The organism is Kocuria rhizosphaerae, from assembly GCF_044462265.1.
In the GTDB taxonomy this organism is placed as follows: domain Bacteria; phylum Actinomycetota; class Actinomycetes; order Actinomycetales; family Micrococcaceae; genus Kocuria; species Kocuria rhizosphaerae.
The window spans coordinates 1-15,361 of record NZ_JBISWL010000084.1 but is presented as its reverse complement, the minus strand read 5'-3'; the positions used below and the strand labels follow the sequence as shown (position 1 = coordinate 15,361).

Annotated in this window: 16 protein-coding genes; 7 read left to right on the top strand and 9 right to left on the bottom strand. The window is 73.7% G+C overall.

From position 1 onward, the window contains the following. Positions 1 to 45: 45 nt before the first annotated feature. A complete protein-coding gene (locus ACH9EU_RS10280; RefSeq protein WP_396413837.1) occupies positions 46 to 813 on the bottom strand; it encodes a DUF3027 domain-containing protein in 768 nt (255 codons plus the stop codon). Between the two features lie 52 nt (positions 814 to 865). Continuing rightward, positions 866 to 1,249 carry a cold shock domain-containing protein gene (locus tag ACH9EU_RS10275; RefSeq protein ID WP_396413836.1) on the bottom strand — a complete coding sequence of 128 codons (384 nt, stop codon included), beginning with the start codon at positions 1,247 to 1,249 and terminating at the stop codon, positions 866 to 868. Positions 1,250 to 1,411: 162 nt separating this feature from the next. On the opposite strand from ACH9EU_RS10275, the gene ACH9EU_RS10270 reads away from it, so the two are divergent. From ACH9EU_RS10270 to ACH9EU_RS10250, 5 genes are read left to right on the top strand one after another with little or no spacing between them, the layout of a single operon-like run. Further along, positions 1,412 to 1,669 carry a hypothetical protein gene (locus ACH9EU_RS10270; RefSeq protein ID WP_396413835.1) on the top strand — a complete coding sequence of 86 codons (258 nt, stop codon included), beginning with the start codon at positions 1,412 to 1,414 and terminating at the stop codon, positions 1,667 to 1,669. 3 nt (positions 1,670 to 1,672) lie between these two features. Further along, positions 1,673 to 3,724, top strand: a complete 2,052-nt coding sequence (locus ACH9EU_RS10265; RefSeq protein ID WP_396413834.1) for a helicase-associated domain-containing protein — start codon at positions 1,673 to 1,675, stop codon at positions 3,722 to 3,724. Further along, a complete protein-coding gene (locus tag ACH9EU_RS10260; protein WP_396413833.1) occupies positions 3,712 to 5,388 on the top strand; it encodes a DNA repair helicase XPB in 1,677 nt (558 codons plus the stop codon). Before ACH9EU_RS10265 ends, ACH9EU_RS10260 begins: the two co-directional genes overlap by 13 nt. A 45-nt stretch (positions 5,389 to 5,433) precedes the next feature. Beyond that, positions 5,434 to 6,147, top strand: coding sequence for a response regulator (locus ACH9EU_RS10255; protein ID WP_396413832.1), 714 nt, complete (start codon positions 5,434 to 5,436; stop codon positions 6,145 to 6,147). A 13-nt stretch (positions 6,148 to 6,160) separates the two neighbouring features. Beyond that, the gene (locus ACH9EU_RS10250) at positions 6,161 to 7,627 is read left to right on the top strand and encodes an ATP-binding protein (RefSeq protein ID WP_396413831.1); all 1,467 of its coding nucleotides are present in this window, start codon (positions 6,161 to 6,163) and stop codon (positions 7,625 to 7,627) included. A gap of 15 nt (positions 7,628 to 7,642) precedes the next feature. Here ACH9EU_RS10250 and ACH9EU_RS10245 read toward each other — a convergent pair whose 3' ends face one another. The 7 genes from ACH9EU_RS10245 to ACH9EU_RS10215 form a co-directional block, all read right to left on the bottom strand. Continuing rightward, a complete protein-coding gene (locus ACH9EU_RS10245; protein ID WP_396413830.1) occupies positions 7,643 to 8,671 on the bottom strand; it encodes an RNase H family protein in 1,029 nt (342 codons plus the stop codon). Between the two features lie 37 nt (positions 8,672 to 8,708). Continuing rightward, positions 8,709 to 9,419 (bottom strand): MgtC/SapB family protein, encoded by a 711-nt coding sequence (locus ACH9EU_RS10240; RefSeq protein ID WP_396413829.1) that lies wholly within the window; start codon positions 9,417 to 9,419, stop codon positions 8,709 to 8,711. Between the two features lie 161 nt (positions 9,420 to 9,580). Then, positions 9,581 to 11,212, bottom strand: coding sequence for a chaperonin GroEL (groL, locus tag ACH9EU_RS10235; RefSeq protein ID WP_396413828.1), 1,632 nt, complete (start codon positions 11,210 to 11,212; stop codon positions 9,581 to 9,583). Positions 11,213 to 11,463: 251 nt separating this feature from the next. Then, positions 11,464 to 12,063: a GNAT family N-acetyltransferase gene (locus tag ACH9EU_RS10230; protein WP_396413827.1), complete on the bottom strand. Its 600-nt coding sequence runs from the start codon at positions 12,061 to 12,063 to the stop codon at positions 11,464 to 11,466. A gap of 118 nt (positions 12,064 to 12,181) precedes the next feature. Next, positions 12,182 to 12,394, bottom strand: coding sequence for a hypothetical protein (locus ACH9EU_RS10225; protein ID WP_396413826.1), 213 nt, complete (start codon positions 12,392 to 12,394; stop codon positions 12,182 to 12,184). Beyond that, a complete protein-coding gene (locus ACH9EU_RS10220; RefSeq protein WP_396413825.1) occupies positions 12,391 to 12,753 on the bottom strand; it encodes a DUF3263 domain-containing protein in 363 nt (120 codons plus the stop codon). Before ACH9EU_RS10220 ends, ACH9EU_RS10225 begins: the two co-directional genes overlap by 4 nt. Continuing rightward, complete coding sequence (locus ACH9EU_RS10215) at positions 12,750 to 13,457, bottom strand: SDR family oxidoreductase (RefSeq protein WP_396413824.1); 708 nt, start codon at positions 13,455 to 13,457, stop codon at positions 12,750 to 12,752. Before ACH9EU_RS10215 ends, ACH9EU_RS10220 begins: the two co-directional genes overlap by 4 nt. A gap of 179 nt (positions 13,458 to 13,636) precedes the next feature. Here ACH9EU_RS10215 and ACH9EU_RS10210 point away from each other — a divergent pair, with 179 nt between their 5' ends. Next, the gene (locus ACH9EU_RS10210; protein WP_396413823.1) at positions 13,637 to 14,314 is read left to right on the top strand and encodes a uracil-DNA glycosylase; all 678 of its coding nucleotides are present in this window, start codon (positions 13,637 to 13,639) and stop codon (positions 14,312 to 14,314) included. Between the two features lie 29 nt (positions 14,315 to 14,343). Beyond that, entirely contained in the window at positions 14,344 to 15,201 is an 858-nt protein-coding gene (locus tag ACH9EU_RS10205) for an SIP domain-containing protein (RefSeq protein WP_396413822.1), read from the top strand. The last annotated feature ends 160 nt before the right edge of the window (positions 15,202 to 15,361 follow it).

The window sequence follows — 15,361 nt, the reverse complement described above, 5'->3', positions numbered from 1 at the left end:
CGGGCTCCGGGGCGTCGTCCGTCCCGGTCCGCTGCGACGTCGCCGTCAGGACCGCTCGCCGTCCCGCGACGCCGACGCGGTGCCGTCCGCGGGAGCGCCCGCGGTGCCGTCCGGACGGGCGTCCGCGGCCGGTGCCGAAGCGTCCGGGGCGTCCGCGTCGTGGCCCTCCGCGGCACTCTCCGTGCGCCCGGCAGAGGTGTTCCCGGTGCCCTCCGCCCCGTCCCCTGCGCCGTCGGCGCGGTCCTCCGCGCGCTCGCCGGCCTCGTCGCCGGCAGGGTCGGCTGCGTCCTCCGCGCCCTCCCCGGCGGCGTCCTCTTCCTGCGCCTTCTCCTCCGCCCGCTCCTCGGCGCTCACCCGCTCGGACCACGGCACCCACTCGGGGGCCAGGAGCGCCTCGTCGCCCGGCAGGAGGCCGACCTCGCAGACCGTCACCGCACGGCTGCGAGGCGCACGGGCGAGACTCGCGAACCAGTTCCAGCCGCGGTAGCCGGGCCGCGTGCACTCGAAGAGGTGCACCACCAGCCGGTCCTCCTCGACCACCACGCGATGGCCGGAACCGATCTCGGCGGGATCGGCGATCTCCTCGACCCCGGCACGGGCGGTCCCGACGTCAGCCACCAGGAGGGGGTCCTGCTTGGGCGCCCGGCGGCGGCGCGGGGCCCGGGCCGGCGGCTCAGCGGCGGACGCCACCTGGTCGTCGCGCGCCCCGTCGGCGCGCACCTCGTCGACGCGCGCCTCGTTCGCGGTGTCGGGCACGGTCGCGGCCGGTGCGTTCTCGGCGGCGGGCGCGTCCTGGGCGGTCTCCTCGGTCACTGCTGGTCTCCCTGGGGTCGGGGCGGATGGGGCGGAGGGCGGTGCGACGGGATCAGACGTCCAGGTTGTCCGCCACGGTGCGCAGGATGGCGGCGATCTTCTTCCCGTGCGCGGAGTCCGGGTACTTGCCCCGGCGCAGCCCGTTGGACATCCCGTCCAGGAGCTTGATGAGGTCCTCCGTGATCACCGCCATCTCCTCGGCGGGCTTGCGGACGTTCTTGGCCACGGAGGGCGCCCGGTCGAGGACACGGGCGGACAGGGCCTGCGCGCCGCGCCGCCCCTGGGCCACGCCGAACTCCATGCGCGTCCCCGGCTTCACCGCGCCGGTGCCGGAAGGCAGGGCGGAGGAGGGCAGGAAGACTTCCTGGCCGTCGTCGGCCGCCAGGAACCCGAAGCCCTTCTTCGCATCGAACCACTTGACCTTGCCGGTGGGCACGCTGTCTCCCTCGTCGTCGTGTTCGTGGACGGACGGCTCGCGGATCCGCCGCGGGCCGTCCGGTGGAACTGCCCATTCTACCGGGATCGGCGGGACGGATCCGCCGCACGGAGCCCGCGGCGGCCGTCACGGGAGGGCCCCGCCGCTTGGTACTTTGGAACCATGCCTGCTCTCGACGACCGCGCCGCCACGCCCGCGGACCGCCCAGCCCGCCGCTCCGGGCCCGACGTCCTCGTGGTCGCCACGGTCGTGCTCGGCCTCCTCTGCGCCGGGTGCCTCGCGCTGCTGCTCGTGCTCGAGGCCGTCGGGGTCGACCCGTGGGACGGGCTGACCGTCATCCCCTGGTTCGCGTTCCCCGTGGCCTTCCTCCTGTTCTGCGCGTCCCTGGCGCGCTCCCTGCGGCGCCGCCGCAGGGCCTGAGCCGTGGTCCCGGACGGCCTGCTCCGGGATCTCGCGTCCCGCTCCCCGGCCGAGCTGGCCGAGCTGCTCGCCGCGCGGCCGGACGCGGTGCGCTCCGCGACGACGACGGCCGACCTCGCGGAGGCCCTGCTGTCCCGCACCGGGCTGCGCCGTGCCCTGGACCAGCTGTCCCGGCCCGAGCTGGACGCCCTGGAGCGTGCCGCGGTCCTGGGCGTCCCGGAGGGCTCGGCCGGGCCGTGGCCGGCCGTCCCGCCGTGGGACCGGCTGCACCGCCTGGCGCTCGTCCACCGTGACGGGGACGCCCTGCGGCTCGTGCCCGGAGTGGTGGAGGCCCTCGGCCGGCACCCGGCCGGGCTGGGCCGCCCCCGGGCCGTCCTCGCGGACCTCGCCGCCCGCCTGCGGGGCGGGGAGCCCGTCACGGTCGCGGCGCCGCCCACCGCGGAGGAGATCGCCTCGTGGCCGGCTCCCGTGCGCGACGTGCTGGACCGCTTCCGGACCGTCCCGGTGGGCCGCCTGCCCGACGCCCTGCGCCGTCCGGACGCGGCCGCCGACGCGGCCGCCGGACCCGTGGACTGGCTTCTCGCCCAGGGCGTCCTGCTGCCCGTCGACCCCCGCCACGTGGAGCTCCCGCGGGAGGTCGGCCTCGCCCTCCACAGCGGCGACCCCTGGTCCGCGGCACCCCCGGAGCCGCCCCGGCCGACCCCTCGGGACGTTCCGGACCGGCTGCGGGACAACGCCGCTGCGGCGGCCGTCGAGCAGCAGCTGCGCCGGCTCGCGGCGCTGCGCGCCGAGCTGCGGGACCGGCCCCTCACCACCCTGCGGGCCGGCGGGATCGGCGTGCGCGAGCTGCGGCGGCTGCGCTCCTCGCTCGGGACCGACCAGCCGGAGCTCGTCCGCCTGCTGGGCCTGGGCGAGCTCAGCGGGCTGGTCCACCTCGACCCCGACACCTCGACGTGGCGGCCGGCGCCGGCGCGGTTCGAGGACGTCGACCGCGCTGACCAGTGGACGCACGTGGCCCGCTCGTGGCTGGCCTCGGACGTGGTCCCCTCCGCGGTGGGACTGCCGCTGGCGGACGGCTCCGTGGTCCGCGCCCTCACCCGTGGCGCCCACGCCCCCGAGGCCCCTGCGGTGCGCCGTGCGCTGCTGGAGGCCCTCGCCGAGCTCCCCTCCGGGGGCCACGACGCCGGGGAGGTCGTGGCGTACGCCGGCGGGCGCCGTCCTCGCCTGGCCGGGCCCCTGCGGCGCTGGGGCCCGGGAATGCTCACCGAGGCCGCCGAAGTGGGGCTCCTCGGCGCCGGCGCGCTCACCGCGCCGGGCCGCGCACTCGCCGCGGGGCGGACCGGGGACGCGGGCCGGTCCGTGGCCGCGTGGCTGCCCGTCCCGTCGAGCACGGTCCTGCTGCAGAGCGACCTGACGGCCACGGCCACCGGCCACCTCGAGCCGGCCGTGGCGCGGGCACTCGCGCAGCTGGCCGACGAGGAGGGCCACGGCCCGGCACCCCGGCACCGCTTCACCGAGCGCTCCCTGCACCGCGCCCTGGACGCCGGCTGGACCCCCGCCACGGTGCTGGCCTGGCTCCGGGAGCACGGTGCCGGACCGGTCCCCCAGCCCTTGGCCTACCTTGTGGAGGAGGCCGGCCGCGGGCACGGGAGGATCCGGATCACCCGGGCGGAGTGGGTGCTCACGGGCGAGGAGGAGCTGCTCGCGGCGCTCGCCGGCTCCCCGGGCCTCGCCGGCCGCCCGCTCCGGCGTCCAGCCCCCGGCGTGCTGGTGGTCGGGACGGACCCGCACCCCCGGGCCGCCGGACGCGCGGCGGACCCCGGGCCGCTCGTGTCCGCCGTGCGCGCCACGGGCACGGAGCCGGCCCTCGACCTCGTCCGCCCGCAGCCGGACCGTGGCGAGGCCGGCGTGGACCCGCTCCTGCTGCTCGAGGTCCCCGCACCGCAGCACCCCGCGCCCACGGCGGAGGAGGTCCAGGACGCCCTGGCCCGGCTCGCCCGGGAGCGCGGCGATGAAACCACCGACCCCGCAGGAGGAGACCCGTGGGACCACTGATCGTGCAGAGCGACCGCACCGTCCTGCTGGAGCTCGACCACGAGGACGCCGACGAGGCGCGCCGCGAGCTCGCCGCGTTCGCCGAGCTCGAGCGCGCCCCGGAGCACGTCCACACCTACCGGATCACGCCGCTGGGCCTGTGGAACGCCCGCGCGGCGGGGCTCGACGCGGAGCAGGTGCTGGACGTCCTCCTCACCCGCTCCCGGTTCCCCGTTCCGCACGCCCTGCTCGTGGACGTCGACGAGACGATGTCCCGCTGGGGGCGCCTGGTGCTCGAGAAGGACCCGGTCCACGGGCTCGTGCTGCGCTGCCACGACGCCCCGGTGTTCGAGGAGATCGCCCGGCACCGGAAGATCGCCCCGCTGCTGGGCCCCCGGATCGACGGGGCCACCACGGTCGTGCACGCGAGCGCGCGCGGGGAGCTCAAGCAGCTGCTGCTGGCCGTGGGGTGGCCGGCTGCGGACCGCGCGGGGTACGTGGACGGCACGCCGCACCCCATCGCGCTGACGGCCGAGGACCCCGCCACCGGCGAGGCCTGGGGCCTGCGGCCCTACCAGCGACGGGCGGTCGAGAACTTCTGGGCCGGCGGCAGCGGCGTCGTCGTCCTCCCGTGCGGTGCCGGCAAGACGCTCGTGGGCGCCGCGGCGATGGCCGCGAGCTCGACGACGACGCTCGTGCTGGTCACGAACACGCTCTCCGCGCGGCAGTGGAAGGCCGAGCTGCTGCGCCGCACCACCCTGGGCGCGGACGAGATCGGGGAGTACTCCGGGGCGGTCAAGGAGATCCGGCCGGTGACGATCGCCACCTACCAGGTGCTCACGACACGCCGCGGCGGAACCCACCCGCACCTCGAACTGCTCGACGGCCACGACTGGGGGCTCGTCGTCTACGACGAGGTGCACCTGCTGCCCGCTCCCGTGTTCCGGATGACCGCCGACCTGCAGGCCCGCCGCCGGCTCGGCCTCACGGCCACGCTGGTGCGCGAGGACCACCGCGAGGGAGACGTCTTCTCCCTCATCGGCCCCAAGCGCTACGACGCGCCCTGGCGGGAGATCGAGGCGCAGGGCCACATCGCGCCCGCCGACTGCGTGGAGGTCCGGGTGGAGCTGCCCCTCGCCGACCGCATGGCCTACGCCTCCGCGGAGGATGCCGACCGGCACCGGCTCGCCTCGTCCTCGGCGCACAAGCTCGGCGTCGTGGCGGAACTCGTGGCGCGGCACCGCGGCGAGCCGGTGCTCGTCATCGGCCAGTTCCTCGACCAGCTGGACGAGCTCGGTCAGCTGCTGGACGCCCCGGTGCTCAAGGGCGCCACCGGCACGGCGCGGCGGGAGAAGCTCTTCGCGGCGTTCCGCGCCGGGGAACTGCCGGTGCTGGTGGTCTCCAAGGTCGCGAACTTCTCGGTGGACCTGCCGGAGGCGTCCGTGGCCGTGCAGGTCTCGGGGGCCTTCGGCTCCCGCCAGGAGGAGGCGCAGCGCCTGGGCCGGCTGCTGCGGCCCAAGCGGGACGGCCGTCCGGCCACCTTCTACACCGTGGTGGCCCGTGACACCGTGGACGCCGACTACGCCGCCCGGCGCCGCCGATTCCTGGCCGAGCAGGGCTACGCCTACCGGATCCTCGACGCCGCGGACCTCCCCGCCCCCGGCGAACTCCCCGGGGAGGACTGAGCGACGTTCAGTTGGCTCTCAGCCTCCTCCGAGAAAATGGTGCTCGTGAAGAACGAGAACCCCGAAGCCAAGCTGCTCGTCGTCGATGACGAGCCCAACATCCTCGAGCTGCTGGCCACCTCCCTGCGCTTCGCCGGCTTCGAGGTCGTCACCGCCGCCAACGGCCGCGACGCCCTGGCCAAGGCCGAGTCCGAGAACCCGGACCTCGCCGTGCTGGACGTCATGCTGCCGGACATGGACGGCTTCTCGGTGACCCGCAAGCTGCGCGCCTCCGGGCGGCACTTCCCGATCCTCTTCCTCACGGCCAAGGACGAGACGGAGGACAAGGTCACCGGGCTGACCGTGGGCGGCGACGACTACGTGACCAAGCCCTTCAGCCTCGACGAGGTCGTGGCCCGCATCCGCGCCGTGCTGCGCCGGACCCAGCCGGCCGAGGAGGACGACTCGCGGCTGCGCGTGGACGACCTCGTCCTCGACGACGACGCGCACGAGGTCTTCCGCGGCGAGCGCGAGATCGACCTGTCCCCCACCGAGTTCAAGCTCCTGCGCTACCTCATGCTCAACCCGAACCGGGTGCTGTCGAAGGCGCAGATCCTCGACCACGTGTGGGAGTACGACTTCAACGGGGACGCCTCCATCGTGGAGTCCTACATCTCCTACCTGCGCCGGAAGATCGACAACGACCCGCAGCTGCCGCCGCTGATCCACACCAAGCGCGGCGTCGGCTACCTGCTGCGGTCCTCGCACAAGAACCACTGACCCCGGGGCCGGGATGCACAGCCTCTCCTCACGGTGGCGCTCGGCGTCCCTGCGCTCCCAGCTGATGGTCCTCACCGGCCTCCTGCTGGCGCTGTCCATCCTGGTCACGAGCTTCGTGGCGATCTCCGTGCTGCGCACCTCGCTCCTGAACGACATCGACCGCGAGCTGCGCGGTTCCGTGAACACGGTGTCCTCGGTCCTGGTCGCCGAGCTGCAGGGCGAGCAGGGGTCCCAGGTCCCGCACGCCGGATACCTGCTCGACGCCGACGGCACGGTCCTCGTCGCGGCGGAGAACACGCCGGACGGCGTGGACGGGCTGCGGCCCGACCTCTCCCGCCTGGACCTGGAGTTCGTGCAGGAGAACCCCTTCGAGCCGTTGACCGTGGGCTCCGTGGACGCCCCCGAACGGCGGTGGCGCGTGCTGGCGGCCAAGCCCGAGCGGCTGGACCTCGTGGTGGCCGTCGCCGAGCCGCTCGACGACATGAACGCCATGATCAGCGCGGTGACGCTGCTGACCCTCAGCTTCGGGGTCGCGACGCTGTTCGCGGCCATGGCTGTCGGCTGGCTCCTCGTGACCCGCGCCTTCGCCCCCCTGCACCAGGTGGAGCAGACGGCCGCGCGGATCGCCGAGGGCGACCTGTCCCAGCGCATGGAGGGCTACAACCGGCAGACGGAGATCGGTCAGCTCTCCGCGTCCCTGAACACGATGCTGGGGCACATCGAGGACGCCTTCCAGGCCCGCACCCGGTCCGAGGGAAAGCTACGCCGGTTCGTCGCCGACGCCTCCCACGAGCTGCGCACCCCGCTCGTGACGATCCGCGGCTACTCCGAGCTCTACCGGCACGGGGCGCTCCAGGAACCCGAGGACGTGGCCAATGCCATGGCCCGCATCGAGTCCGAGGCCAAGCGGATGACCCAGCTCGTCGAGGACCTGCTGATGCTCGCCCGGCTCGACGAGCGGCGGCCCGCGGAGAACGTCGACGTCGACCTCCTCCACCTCGCCTACGACGCCGCCGGTGACGCCCGCGCCTCGGCCCCGGACCGGAGGATCGAGGTCGTGGGCCTGGACGGCGAGGCCCCGACCTCGGCCTGGACGCACGGTGACGAGTCCCGGCTGCGCCAGGTCGTGGCGAACCTCGTGACCAACGCGCTGCGCTACACCCCGGACGGAACCCCGATCGAGGTCGCCGCGGGCGTCGAGCGCTCCGTGGACGAGACGTTCAACGCGGTCCTGCAGGTGCGCGACCACGGGCCGGGCATCCACGGCGAGGACGCCGAACGGGTCTTCGAGCGCTTCTACCGCGCCGACTCCTCCCGCACGCGCGAGACCGGCGGCACGGGCCTCGGGCTGTCCATCGTGGCGGCCATCGTGCAGCAGCACGACGGCACCGTGCGGCTCACCGAGACCCCGGGCGGCGGGGCCACCATGACCGTGCGGATCCCGGGCATCGAGCGCGCGGACGACGCCCCCGAGGTCTGAGCGAACCGCCCGGTGTCAGGACTCGGGGGTCGCGTGGTGCAGGAGCAGCTGCCAGGGGCCCAGCTCGTTGTGGGCGTCCTCCCGGATCCACGTGGAGCTGCGGATCGTGGTCCGCGAGGACGCGGTGAGCCGGTAGACCAGCTGCACGGCCGTGCCGGCGAGACGACGGCGGGCGAGCACGTCGACGTCGTACGGACCGCTGCCCGGGTCCGCGGCGAGGACCTCCAGCGCCGCCCGCCGGTCGAGCCAGCGCCCCGAGCCGGCGACCTCGTGGAAGTCCTCGTGCAGCAGCTCGGCGGCCCGCCGGGGATCGCCGCGCACCGCCGGGTCCAGCAGCCGGCGCTCGTGCTGCTCCACCTCCTGCTCGGGGGTCAGCCCGCGGGCGAGCTCCTGCTCGTGGGCGAGCAGCTCGCTCAGCAGGTCGGGGTCGTGGCGCTCCTCGACGGGGTCCGGACCGTCGTCGACGGCGGTCGCTCCGGGCCCGGGGCCGAAGAGCTTCGCCTCGGCCGCGAGGGCACCCGCTCCGGCGGACGCGGCAGCGGCCGGCCCCCCGTGGACGGGCGGCGCCGTCGCGTCCCGGTCGCCGAAACCGGGACCCGTGGGCGCGGGGCGGCCCGTCTGGAAGGACGTGGCCACGGCGCGGGCGCGGACGTCGGCGGCCTCGTTGAGCTCGTGGCCCGCGTGCCCCTTGACCCACTCGAAGCTCACGTCGCGTCCTGCCAGCGCGGCATCGAGAGCCTGCATGAGCTCCACGTTGAGCACCGGCTTGCCGTCCTTCTTGCGCCAGCCCTTCTTCTTCCACCCGGGCATCCAGCGCGTGATCGAGTTGATCACGTACTGGCTGTCGCACAGCACCCGGAGGGGCTCGTCGGCGCGGTGGGCGGTGGAGCGCAGCAGGTCCAGCACGGCCATGAGCTCGCCCATGTTGTTGGTGCCGTGCGGCCATCCTCCGGCGCGCCAGGTCTCCTCGTCGATGTACCAGGCCCAGCCCGCGGGTCCGGGGTTGCCCAGGGCGGAGCCGTCGGCAGCAGCGGTGATCGTCATGGGCCCCATCCTCCCACGGCGCCCGGGCCCCGCACGCTCAGTCGCCGGGCTCCTCCTCGAGCGTCTCCTGCGCGACACCCAGCACCCCCTGGATCCGGGAGAGCTGCACCGCCGCGGTGCGCAGGTCGGTCTTGCCCTCCACCCGCAGCAGGAGCTCCACCTCGGGCGATCCGGGTTCCCCGGTCCGGCGGCTGGAGACCACGGACGCGGTCAGCTGCAGCTCGTCCACCACGGACAGCACCTCCCGCAGCACCCCGTGCCCGTCCTCGTAGCGCAGCCGGAGACCCTGGGGCGCGACCATCCCCGGCAGCCTGCGGGAGAGCGGGGTCAGGACCAGGGCGGAGAGGAAGTGCAGACCGGTCGCGGCGGCGGCCAGCGGCACGAGCCCTGCCCCGCACGCCATCCCGATGGCCGCGGACAGCCAGATGCTGGCCGCCGTGGTCAGCCCGTGCACCACGTCCCGGTTCGTGAAGATGACTCCGGCCCCCAGGAAGCCGATCCCCGTGATGATCTGCGCCGCCACGCGGGAGGAGTCCGCGGGGGCGCCGGCCCCACCCGGCAGCTCGGCGAAGCCGTAGGCGGACACGAGGGTGAAGACGGCCGAGCCGGTGCCGACCAGGGCGTGGGTGCGCAGGCCGGCGCTCTTGCGCCGCAGCCGCCGTTCGAGGCCCACGAGGCTGGTCAGTCCGAAGGCGGTCAGCACGAGGACGAGCTGGACGGGGACCGAGGCCCAGTCGAGGAATGCCATGCGCCCTCCTCCCGGATGCTGTTCCGATTGAACACCATCCACCGCCCGGCGCACCCCCCGACGCTCAAGAGGGGACGACGACGGGCCGGGCACCTCGCGAGGTGNGGTGCCCGGCCCGTGCCGGATGCGTGCTGCAGCACGCTCGACGGGTCAGCCGTCGATCACATCATGCCGCCCATGCCGCCCATGGCGTCCTCGGCACCGGCACCGGCACCCGCGGGCTCCGGCTTGTCGGCCACGACGGCCTCGGTGGTGAGGAACAGCCCGGCGATGGACGCCGCGTTCTGGAGCGCGGAGCGGGTCACCTTGACCGGGTCGGCGACGCCGGCGGCCATCAGGTCCTCGTACTCGCCCGTGGCCGCGTTGAGGCCGTGGCCCATCGGCAGGCCGCGGACCTTGTCCACCACGACGCCGGGCTCCATGCCGGAGTTGAAGGCGATCTGCTTGAGCGGGGCGTCGATGGCGACCTTGACGATGTTCGCGCCGGTCTCCTCGTCGCCGGTGAGGGCGAGCTTCTCGAACGCCTTCTGGCCGGCCTGGATCAGGGCCACGCCACCGCCGGCGACGATGCCCTCCTCCACGGCCGCCTTCGCGTTGCGCACGGCGTCCTCGATGCGGTGCTTGCGCTCCTTGAGCTCGACCTCGGTCGCGGCGCCGGCCTTGAGCACAGCGACACCGCCGGCCAGCTTGGCCAGGCGCTCCTGCAGCTTCTCGCGGTCGTAGTCGGAGTCGGAGTTGGCGATCTCGGCGCGGATCTGCGCCACGCGGCCCTCGATCTCCTCGGCGGTGCCGGCGCCGTCGACGATGGTGGTCTCGTCCTTTGTCACCACGACCTTGCGGGCCTGGCCCAGCAGGTCGACCGTGGCGGTCTCCAGGGAGAGCCCGACCTCCTCGGTGATGACCTGTCCGCCGGTGAGGATGGCGATGTCGGCCAGCTGCGCCTTGCGACGGTCGCCGAAGCCGGGGGCCTTGACGGCCACGGACTTGATGGAGCCGCGCATCTTGTTGAGCACCAGCAGGGCCAGGGCCTCGCCCTCGACGTCCTCGGAGATGATCAGCAGCGGCTTGCCGGCCTGCATGACCTTCTCGAGCACGGGGACCAGGTCCTTGACCGCGGAGATCTTGGAGTTGACCACGAGGATGTAGGGGTCCTCGAGAACGGCCTCCTGGCGGTCCGCGTCGGTGACGAAGTAGCCGGAGAGGTAGCCCTTGTCGAAGCGCATGCCCTCGGTCAGCTCGAGGTCCAGCCCGAAGGTGTTGGACTCCTCGACCGTGATGACGCCCTCCTTGCCGACCTTCTCCATCGCCTGGGCGATGAGGCGGCCGATCTCGGGGTCACCCGCGGAGATGGACGCGGTGGCGGCGATCTGGTCCTCGGTCTCGACCTCCTTGGCGGAGGCCAGCAGCTCCTCGGTGACCGCCGCGACGGCCTTCTCGATGCCGCGCTTGAGGCTCAGCGGGTCGGCGCCGGCGGCCACGTTGCGCAGGCCCTCCTTGACGAGCGCCTGGGCGAGGACGGTGGCGGTGGTGGTGCCGTCACCGGCGATGTCGTCGGTCTTCTTGGCGACCTCCTTGACGAGCTCCGCACCGATCTTCTCGTAGGGCTCCTCGAGCTCGATCTCCTTGGCGATGGACACGCCGTCGTTGGTGATCGTGGGAGCGCCCCAGGCCTTCTCGAGGACCACGTTGCGCCCGCGCGGGCCGAGGGTGACCTTGACGGCGTCGGCGAGGGTGTTCAGACCCCGCTCGAGACCGCGGCGTGCCTCTTCGTCGAAAGCAATCATCTTTGCCATGGAATTCGTCCCTCCTGGACGGTTGACGAACGGTCTACCTCCACGGTGCCCGCGACGGACGGCGCGCACGACGGCGGGATCTTCCCGACGCCGCACGGCACCTCACCGTGGTGGTTGAGGTGTCACTCCTGTTGCCGCTGACTGCCCGGGCCGGCCCGGGGACCGGGTCCTTAGCAGTCGACACGACTGAGTGCTAATCGCAATCTTGGCACTCGTCCCCGGAGAGTGCAAACCCCCTGAGCCGGTTCGGCTCACCCCTGCCACTCCTCGCGCAGGATGCCGTACACCATGCGGTCGTAGTACCGGCCGCGAACCTTGCGCGCTCGGCGGATGCGCGCCTCCTCCGTGAAGCCGAGCTTCTGCGCGACCCGGCACATCCCGACGTTGCCGCTCCAGGTCTCGAGGTCCAGTCGGTGGGAGTCGGTGTGGGCGAACAGGTAGCCGATCCACAGCCGCATGGCCTCCGTGCCGTAGCCGCCGCTCCAGTGGTCCGGGGAGTACACGGTGACGCCGAGGGATCGCAGCGGCACCAGGTGCGTGCCGTCCCCTGCGTCCTCGGTGGGCTTCTCCGACCAGTACCAGGAGACCTGCCCGATGAATCTGTCGTCGGCGGCGTCCGCGATGACCATGGTCTCGCGCGGTTCCGGCCAGTCCCCCTCCCGCACGTGGTCGCGCAGAACGGACAGCCAGCGCTGGGCGCCGTCGGCGGTGAAGTTCGGGTAGAACGGCCCGTCCGTGCGCTGCCACTCGTGCTCGCCCCCGCCCTCGGGCGGCATGATCCACGCCTCGTACGCGTCGAGGTCGGCTTCGGTCCAGTCGCGGACACGAACGATGCTGCCTTCGATCTGCACGGTGATTCCTCCCGGTGCCGTGATGGTCGGTGCTGTGGCGGTTGATGCTGTGGCGGTTGATGCTGTGGCGGTCGGCGCGGTGACAGCAGGTGCGCTCCGGGGCCGGTGCCCGGCGGCCTCAGCGCGCCGGCGCCGAGGCCCCCGCGCCCGGGGCGTCGGGGCCCGCGAGGTATGCGTAGGCCCCGACGCCCAGCGTGAGCAGCCCGGCCAGGACGATCGCGGCGAGCTCACGGGCCCCCACGCGCGCGGTCGGGCGGTGCCCCCGGTGGGCGCCCTGCCGCGCTCCGTCCTCCGGGACGTCGTCGAACTCGTCGTGCGGGTGCTGCGTCACCGCACGTCCCCCCGTTGCCGCCGCAACCGGGCCACGAGCATCGGGGCGTGCTCGAGGGCGGCGCGGGTGTCGATGAGGACGTTGAGCCGCTGGTAGTAGAGGGTGGGCGAGAGTCCCAGCCGCCTGCGGATCTCCATCTCCTTGGCCCCCTGGTACTTCCACTGCAGAGCCTCGATCGCGAGGATCTCGCGATCGCTCTCGCCGAGTCCGTCCGGGGCCGGATCCCCGGCGGAGTCGGTGTCCCCGGACTCCTCCCCCGGGGCCGGGTCGCCGCCGCCCGGGACCTCCTCCGCGGGGTCCCGGCCCGCCGCGGCCCCGTCGACGCTCTCATCGCGGGGGGAGGCAGCCTCCCCGGTCACCGCGAACCGGCCCGCGGCCGGACGGTCACGCTGGTCACCTGGGCGTCCTCACCCGCGTCCACCACGGCACGCACGGCCGCCGCCACAGAACCGGGGCGGATGAAGCTCTCGGGCCGGTACTCGTTGCCCCGGCTCTCCTGGATCCGCCGTTGCATCCGGGTGTCGACCGGACCGGGATGCACCGAGCTCACCACGATCCCGTCGCCCTCGACCTCCTGGCGCAGGGAGTCGGCGAGCGCGCGCAGTGCGAACTTTGAGGCGGCGTAGACGGTGTCCCCGCCGCGCGCCGTGAAACCGGAGCCGGAGTTCAGGAACACGACGGTGCCCCGAGCGGCCCGCAGGGCAGGCAGCAGGAGGCGGGTGAGTTCCGCGGGTGCGACGACGTTGAGCTCGAGCCGGCTGCGCCACTGCTCGACCGTGGCGTCCTCGACCGTGCTGGGCCCGGCGAGTGCCGCGGAGTGCACCAGGACGTCCACCCGCTCGAGGTCCTGGACCAGGGCCGGGAGCGACGGGAAATCGGTGAGGTCCGCGGCGCGGGCGGTGACGTGCGGCAGTGCGTCCAGCTCGGCCAGCAGTTCGACGTCCCTGCCGAGGGCCAGCACCTCATGGTCCCGGCTGAGGTCCACGACGCACGCGTGCCCGATTCCACCGGTGGCTCCCGTGACGACGGCCAGAGGTCGGGTCGCGGTGCTGGATGCGCTCATGCACCCACTCTAACCAGAGCTCTCCGGCTCCGTCCCACCGCGGCCCGGACCCACCGCGGTCCCTGCCCGGAGCATCCTCTCCGGGCGCGGAGGGGTCCGCGTCGGCGCCGTCCGTACGGGATTCCTCCGCGCCCGTCCGCCTAGAGTGGTGGCACGCCCGCACCGACCCGAGGAGCACCGTGAGCGAGCCGCAGCCGCTGAACGAGATCATGGCCACCGACTGGGCCGACGCCCTGGCTCCCGTGGAGCCGCAGATCCGGCGGATGGGGCAGTTCCTCCGCGAGGAGCACGCCGACGGGCACCGCACCTTCCCCGAGGGCACCTCGGTCTTCCGGGCGTTCCAGGAGCCGCTCGAACAGGTCGAGGTCCTGATCGTGGGACAGGACCCGTACCCCACGCCCGGCCACGCCATGGGCCTGGCATTCTCCGTGCAACCGCACGTGCGACCCCTGCCGCGGTCCCTGCAGAACGTCTACCGCGAGCTGCGGGACGACCTCGGTGTCGAACCGCCCGAGCACGGGGACCTCTCGGCGTGGTCCAGGAACGGCGTCATGCTGCTCAACAGGGTCCTGACGGTGCGTGAGGGGACGCCGGCCTCCCACCGTGGCAAGGGGTGGGAGACGGTCACGGAGCGCGCCATCCGGGTGCTCGCCGAACGCGGCCGCCCCCTCGTGGCGATCCTGTGGGGCCGCGACGCCCGGAACACGGCCGCGTGGCTGGACGGCTTCCCCACCGTGGAGTCAGCCCATCCGTCACCCCTCTCCGCGTCCCGCGGTTTCTTCGGTTCGCGCCCGTTCTCCCGCACGAACGAGCTGCTGGCGCGTCAGGGCGCCGATCCCGTCGACTGGACCCTCTGAGGCCGGACGCGCTCCGTTATGGTGGCGCCATGACGTCGACGCCCCCGAACCCTCCCGCTCGGCCCCGCAGGCCTCAGCTGAACCTGACGGTGCGCTCCAGCCACGAGCTGTCCCCCTCCATGGTGCGGGTGGTCCTGGGCATCGACGAACCCGAACGCTACGAGGACATCGCCCCGCCGGAGAAGTACGTCAAGCTCGTCTTCCTGGACCCCTCCGTGGAGGGCCCGCTTCGCGCGCGCGGTGAGACCCCCGACTACTGGGAACTCAAGGAGACCCTGCCGGGCGCCCAGCAACCGGTGACCCGGCACCTGACGATCCGCCGGTGGGTGCCCGAACGGCACGAGCTGTGGATGGATTTCGTCGTGCACGGGGACGAGGGGTTCGCGGGCCCCTGGGCGGCTCGCGCCGAGCCGGGCGACCGGATCATCGCCCTCGGCCCCGGCGGCAAGTGGTCCCCCGACCCGGATGCCGGCTGGACCCTGATCGCCGCCGACGACGCCGCGATCCCGGCGGCGCTCGCCGTCCTCGAGGCCCTGCCCGCGAACGCGTGCGGTGAGGTGGTGCTCGAGGTCGACTCCCCCCGTGACGTGCTGGACGTCCCCGCCCCGGCAGGCATGGCTGTGCACTGGGTGTTCCGACAGGACGCCGACGACGACGTCCCCGCTCTGGTGCGGGCCGTGGGCGAGGCCGGCTGGCCGGAAGCAACCGAGGACGTGCAGGTCTTCGCGCACGGAGAACGGGAAGCCATGAAGGCTCTGCGCCGGGAACTCTTCACCAGGCGGGGCCTGGAGCGGTCGCAGGCCTCGCTGTCCGGATACTGGGCGCGGGGTCGCACCGAGGACGCGTTCCAGGCCGAGAAGAAGCTGCCGATCGGCCAGATCCTCTGACCCGGAACCACGGGCGGCGGTCGTCCGGGCTGCGGTGAGGAGGAACCGGTCACGCGTGTCCTGCGTCACGTCTTAGGGTGTCGGAGCCGGTGGGGATGATGGAGCATGACCACCACCGCTGATGCGCCGCGGGAGCCGGAGGAGCCCTTGTCGGGGGATC

What these genes read in the sequence shown, in the direction of transcription:
- ACH9EU_RS10205 (WP_396413822.1), top strand. Translation starts at nt 14,344, where the DNA reads ATGACGTCGACGCCCCCGAACCCTCCCGCTCGGCCCCGCAGGCCTCAG.
- ACH9EU_RS10270 (WP_396413835.1), top strand. Translation starts at nt 1,412, where the DNA reads ATGCCTGCTCTCGACGACCGCGCCGCCACGCCCGCGGACCGCCCAGCC.
- groL (WP_396413828.1), bottom strand. Translation starts at nt 11,212, where the DNA reads ATGGCAAAGATGATTGCTTTCGACGAAGAGGCACGCCGCGGTCTCGAG.
- ACH9EU_RS10240 (WP_396413829.1), bottom strand. Translation starts at nt 9,419, where the DNA reads ATGGCATTCCTCGACTGGGCCTCGGTCCCCGTCCAGCTCGTCCTCGTG.
- ACH9EU_RS10250 (WP_396413831.1), top strand. Translation starts at nt 6,161, where the DNA reads ATGCACAGCCTCTCCTCACGGTGGCGCTCGGCGTCCCTGCGCTCCCAG.
- ACH9EU_RS10215 (WP_396413824.1), bottom strand. Translation starts at nt 13,457, where the DNA reads ATGAGCGCATCCAGCACCGCGACCCGACCTCTGGCCGTCGTCACGGGA.
- ACH9EU_RS10245 (WP_396413830.1), bottom strand. Translation starts at nt 8,671, where the DNA reads ATGACGATCACCGCTGCTGCCGACGGCTCCGCCCTGGGCAACCCCGGA.